5 protein-coding genes are annotated in these 5003 nt (G+C 69.7%); 3 read left to right on the forward strand and 2 right to left on the reverse strand.

Features of this window, described 5'->3' with window-relative positions; genetic code table 11:
* Positions 1-14: 14 nt before the first annotated feature.
* Together DXZ73_RS31370 and DXZ73_RS31375 are read right to left on the reverse strand one after the other, a co-directional pair.
* Complete coding sequence (locus DXZ73_RS31370; protein WP_116214351.1) at positions 15-644, reverse strand: response regulator transcription factor; 630 nt, start codon at positions 642-644, stop codon at positions 15-17.
* Positions 637-1896 (reverse strand): sensor histidine kinase, encoded by a 1260-nt coding sequence (locus tag DXZ73_RS31375; RefSeq protein ID WP_116214352.1) that lies wholly within the window; start codon positions 1894-1896, stop codon positions 637-639. Before DXZ73_RS31375 ends, DXZ73_RS31370 begins: the two co-directional genes overlap by 8 nt.
* A 162-nt stretch (positions 1897-2058) precedes the next feature.
* Between DXZ73_RS31375 and DXZ73_RS31380 the strand changes: the two genes are divergently transcribed.
* From DXZ73_RS31380 to DXZ73_RS31390, 3 genes are all read left to right on the forward strand, one after another.
* Positions 2059-2592, forward strand: coding sequence for a hypothetical protein (locus tag DXZ73_RS31380; RefSeq protein WP_116214353.1), 534 nt, complete (start codon positions 2059-2061; stop codon positions 2590-2592).
* A gap of 74 nt (positions 2593-2666) precedes the next feature.
* The gene (locus DXZ73_RS31385; RefSeq protein WP_116215987.1) at positions 2667-3161 is read left to right on the forward strand and encodes a PH domain-containing protein; all 495 of its coding nucleotides are present in this window, start codon (positions 2667-2669) and stop codon (positions 3159-3161) included.
* Positions 3158-4714 carry a PH domain-containing protein gene (locus DXZ73_RS31390; protein WP_116214354.1) on the forward strand — a complete coding sequence of 519 codons (1557 nt, stop codon included), beginning with the start codon at positions 3158-3160 and terminating at the stop codon, positions 4712-4714. Before DXZ73_RS31385 ends, DXZ73_RS31390 begins: the two co-directional genes overlap by 4 nt.
* The last annotated feature ends 289 nt before the right edge of the window (positions 4715-5003 follow it).

Genomic DNA, 5003 nt, shown 5'->3' on the forward strand with positions numbered 1-5003 from the left:
ACGCCCCACCCCCGTTACAGCAGGCCCCGGTCCAGCGCCGTCATGACCGCTGCCGTGCGGTCGGAGACCCCGAGCTTCTTGAAGGTGCGGAGGAGGTGGGTCTTGACGGTGGCCTCACTGATGAAGAGCCGGGCGCCGATATCGGCGTTGGTGAGACCCTGGCTGACGAGGCCGAGAACCTCGCATTCGCGGCCGGAGAGCGGCGAGGGCTCCACGACCCGGGCGCGGAAGAGCTTGCCGGCGAGGGACGGGGTGAGGACGGTCTCGCCGCGGGCGGCGGTGTGGACGGCGTCGATGAGCTCCTGCCGGGAACTGCCCTTGAGGAGATACCCGGCCGCGCCGGCCTCGACGGCGCGGAGGATGTCGGCGTCGTCCTCATAGGTGGTGACGATGACGACCTTGGTGCCGGGGCAGCGGCGCAGGATGTGGCCGGTGGCGGCGACGCCGTCCATGCCGCCCATGCGCAGGTCGAGCAGGACGATGTCGGGCCGGAGGGCGGTGGCCTGGACGATGGCCTCCTCGCCGGAGCCGGCCTGGCCGACGACGGTGATGCCGTCGGCGGACTCCAGCATGGCGCTGAGGCCCTCGCGCACCACCGGGTGGTCGTCGGCCAGCAGCACCGCGACCGGCTTCGTCTCATTCATCGACTGCCTCCTGGCCGACCGCGCCCAGCGGGGCGGTCACCTCGATCGTGGTGCCCTGCCCGGGAAGGCTGCTGACGGTCGCCGACCCGTTGATCTCCGCCGCCCTGGCCTGCATGCCGCGCAGCCCGTACCCTTCCTGGCTGTCGTCCGGGGTGAAGCCCTGGCCGTCGTCGCGGACGACGACGCGGACGGTCTCCTCCTCGTAGGCCACCAGCACCTCGACCGTACGGGCTCGGGTGGCGTGCTTGCGCACGTTGGCGATGGCCTCCTGGACCGAGCGCAGCAGGACGACGCTCACGGCCATCGGCAGCGGCCGCTCGGTGCCCTGGACCGTGCAGCGCGCGTCCAGGCCGGCCTCGGCGACCAGGCCGTCCGTCTGCCGGCGCACGGCCTGCACCAGTGAACTGCCGCGCAGCGCGGGCGGGGTGAGGGCGGTGACGAAGTCCCGTGCCTCGGCCAGCGACTCCTTGGCCACCCGGCCGGCCAGCGACAGATGGGTGCGGGCCAGGGCGGGGGAGTCGTCCAGTTCCGCCTCGACCGTCTGCACGAGGCTGATGATGCTGGTCAGCCCCTGGGCGATGGTGTCGTGGATCTCCCGAGCCAGCCGCTCGCGCTCGGCGGCGATGCCCGCCTCGTGGGAGAGCCGGGCCACCCGCTCGCGGCTGCGCTGCAGGTCCTCGATGAGGCTGCCACGCTCCTCGCTCTGCCGCAGCACCCGCTGGATCCACAGCCCGAGCAGCGTGGACAGCGCGATGCTCAGCAGAGCGATGGGCAGCACCTGCAGGACGCTCAGCCCCAGGCTCTCGCCGCGGAACCACACCACCGCCACGCACCACAGATTGGCCGCGACGACCATGGCGATGGCCCGCGGCATCGACACGCTCATGATCAGCATGGGTACGACGGCGAACATCGCGAAGGCGCCGGAGAGGCTGAACGCGGTGGTGACGGCGAACAGCAGCAACAGGACGCCGACGAAGACCAGGTTCCGCGGGCCGGACGTGCCGCTGACCATCAGCGGCCGGCCGAAGCCCGCGTACCAGGGCACCATCAGCGTCAGCGCGCCGATGGCGAGGGCATGGGCGCCGGAGATGAACAGCAGCGTTGCCGAGACGAAATAGGAGACCGCGAAGAAGCCGTCCCACAAGCCGAACCAGCGGGTCCCGGACTCGGGTCCGTAGAACGCGCCGGCCTGGGGCACGTCGCGCTGAGCCTGTGGCACGCCTCGCAGGAAGTGAGTGCGCACGCTCATAGTCCTACCACGTGCGTCCACCGTGTCCACCGGACGGTGGACAGTCGGAACCCACCGGTCAGTGGTCACGGCGGCGGCCGCCCGCGCCTAGCGTTGACATCAGGACGCCGGCGAGGTGGCGATCCGCAGCCAAGGGCCCTTCGCGGGCGGGAGACATCGCACATGAGCCACTTGAGTCAGTTCGTCACCGCACTCATCGCGAGTGGCACGATTCTGATCATTATCCTGGCCACCGACATCGGCCGTAAGCGCATCACCACCGCACGCATGGTGCGCTCGGTGATCGCCGTGGCCGTCATCATCGCCATCTTCGTCCGCTCGTTCCCCACGCAGGGAAACGACGTCTCGCTCCAGCTCGTGGGCATCGGGGTGGGTGTGATCGCCGGCCTCATTGCAGGTACGTTGTTGCCCGCCTATCGTCATGAGTCCGGTGACATCTACACCTACGGCGGCATCGGCTACGCGCTGGTGTGGGTCGTGCTCTCCAGCGGGCGTGTCCTGTTCGCCTACGGGGCCGAGCACTGGTTCACCGCCGATCTCATCCGTTTCTCCATCGACTACAAGATCAGTGGACGGGACACCTACTCCAACGCATTCGTCTTCATGTCGCTGGCCATGGTCCTGACCCGCACCGCCGTCCTGCTGACCAAGATGCGTCGGGTGCGCGCCGCCGAGGCCGCGCAGGTGGCCGGCTGATCCAGGCGAAGACATCCCACCAGCCGGCGAACGCGCCGTGACCGAAGAACTTGGGTGAAGCAGCAGTGGAACGCATGGAAGAAGACGTGAGGCTCCGGCCGCCCCGGCACCGGGTGTCGAGCCGAGCGGTCGGCTGGTGGACGCTGCAGTCCGCGCTGTTCGCCGTGCCGCTCCCGCTCACCTTCGGAATCCTGTGGGCCTCCATCCCGCCCACCCGCGAGATCTTCATGTGGCTGACGCTGGCCTCGCTGCTGCCCGGTCTGCTCTACGCGGCCGTGATGCCCTCCTGGCGCTACCGGGTGCACCGTTGGGAGGTCACCGACGAGGCGGTCTACGCGGCCTCCGGCTGGCTGTGGCAGCAGTGGCGCGTGGTCCCGCTGTCCCGGGTGCAGACCGTGGACACCCTGCGCGGCCCCCTGCAGCAGATGTTCAAGCTCTCCGGTGTCACCGTGACCACCGCCTCCGCCTCCGGCGCGGTGAAGATCAAGGGCATCGACCACCAGCTCGCCGACGACCTGGTGGCACACCTGGCCCGGTTCACCCAGGCCACTCCCGAGGACGCGACGTGAGCCGCGAGACCACCCCCCAGGGGTCGGCGCAGGCCGCGGGCCCCGAGTGGGGGCGGCTCGACTCCCGGCTGCTCCTGGTCCACCTCGCCGTCCTGGTCGCGCCGGTGGTGATGTTCCTGGTCGACCTGGCGATAGCCGGGAAGACCAACCTGCAGATCCTGATCGCCCTCGGCTCGCTGTTCGTCACCTTCCTGGTCATCAGCGGCATCGGCCTGATGCGGCTGTTCACCACCCGCTACCGGGTCACCGAGAGCTTCGTCGATCTGCACTCGGGGCTGTTCTTCCGCAGCCGGCGGTCGATACCGATCGAGCGCATCCGCAGCGTCGACCTGACCGCGAACCCGTTGCACCGGCTCTTCGGGCTCACCACGCTCAGCATCTCCACCGGTGAGCAGAGCTCCTCCTCCGCCCACCGGCTGGCGCTGGAGGGCATCGGCAAAGCGGACGCCGTCGAGCTGCGCCGGCAGATCATCGAGCGGCGCGACGCCGGGCGCGGGATCGTCGGCGCCGTCGAGGACAACGGTCCGATCGGCGAACTCGACTGGTCCTGGCTGCGCTACGGCCCGCTGAGCGTGTGGGGCGTCGGCGGTGTCCTCATCGCCGCCGCCAGCGTCTACCGCACGCTGCACGAGATGAAGGTCGACCCGCTGAAGTGGGGGGTCGTCAAGGACCTCGAGGACCGCTTCGGCTCGCTCCCGCTGTGGTACGGAATCCTGGTGGCCCTGGCGGTCCTGGTGGTCCTCGGGATCGCCGGGTCCACCGCCACCTTCATCGAGAGCTGGTACGGCTACCGGCTGACGCGCGAGGACGGCGGGATGTTCCGGGTCCGCCGCGGCCTGCTGGTCACGCGCTCGGTCAGCCTGGAGGAGCGGCGGCTGCGCGGTGTGGAGCTGGTCGAGCCGATCCCGCTGCGCTGGGCCGGGGCCGCCAAGCTCAATGCCGTCGCCAGCGGCCTCGGCAATCTCGAGGACAACCGCAAGCGCCGGATGCTGACCCCGCCGGTGCCCCGCGCGGAGGCCCGCCGAGTGGCCGCCGAGGTGCTGGGCGTGGACCCCTCGTTCACCATCAGGGCGGGGCTCACGCGGCACCCCCGGGCCGCCCTGCGGCGGCGTATCAACCGGGCGCTGATCTGGGCGGTGCTGATCGCCGCGGTGCCGGTCGGCCTCGGTCTGTGGCTCGGCCCCGGTCTCGTACGGGCCGGCTGGATCACCGGCCTGGTCCTGGTGCCGATCCTGGTGGCCTTCGCGTTCAACGCGTACCGCACCCTCGGGCACGGTATGCGCGGCCGCTATCTCCTCACCAGCTCGGGGACGTTCGCGCACCGTACGGTCGCCCTCCAGCGGGAGGGGATCATCGGCTGGAAGATCACGCGGACGCCCTTCCAGCGGCGGGCCGGACTGTTCACCCTCGGTGCCACCACGGCCGCCGGTGAAGGCGTCTACAAGATCCACGACGTCACCGAAGCCCAGGGAATCGCCTTCGCGGAGGAAGCGGTGCCACAGCTCCTCCTCCCGTTCCTCGAACGGGCACCCCGGTCCGCCGAGCGCGGCTGACCGGCCCTTCAGACCAACTGGCGATCCCCCGGGAGGTGGAGGGGCGGACCGAAAGGCCGCCCCTCCATCTCCAAATCCTTTCCCATAGCCCATTTTTTCTTGCCCGTATCGGCATCCTCAGGCACCCTGGTGAATTACGCATTGCCCCGGAAGATCGCCCGGTGAATATGCGGACCAAGGGAAAACTAGGGGTCCGTAGGGGGTTTGAAGGGGTTTCTGGGGGACCCTCCCTGTGCAAGGCTGGCGCACGGTCTTGATTTATGTCTGCAGGGTTATGGGGCACGCGATG

Origin of the sequence: Streptoverticillium olivoreticuli subsp. olivoreticuli (assembly GCF_003391135.1) — a bacterium.
Taxonomy (GTDB): domain Bacteria; phylum Actinomycetota; class Actinomycetes; order Streptomycetales; family Streptomycetaceae; genus Streptomyces; species Streptomyces blastmyceticus.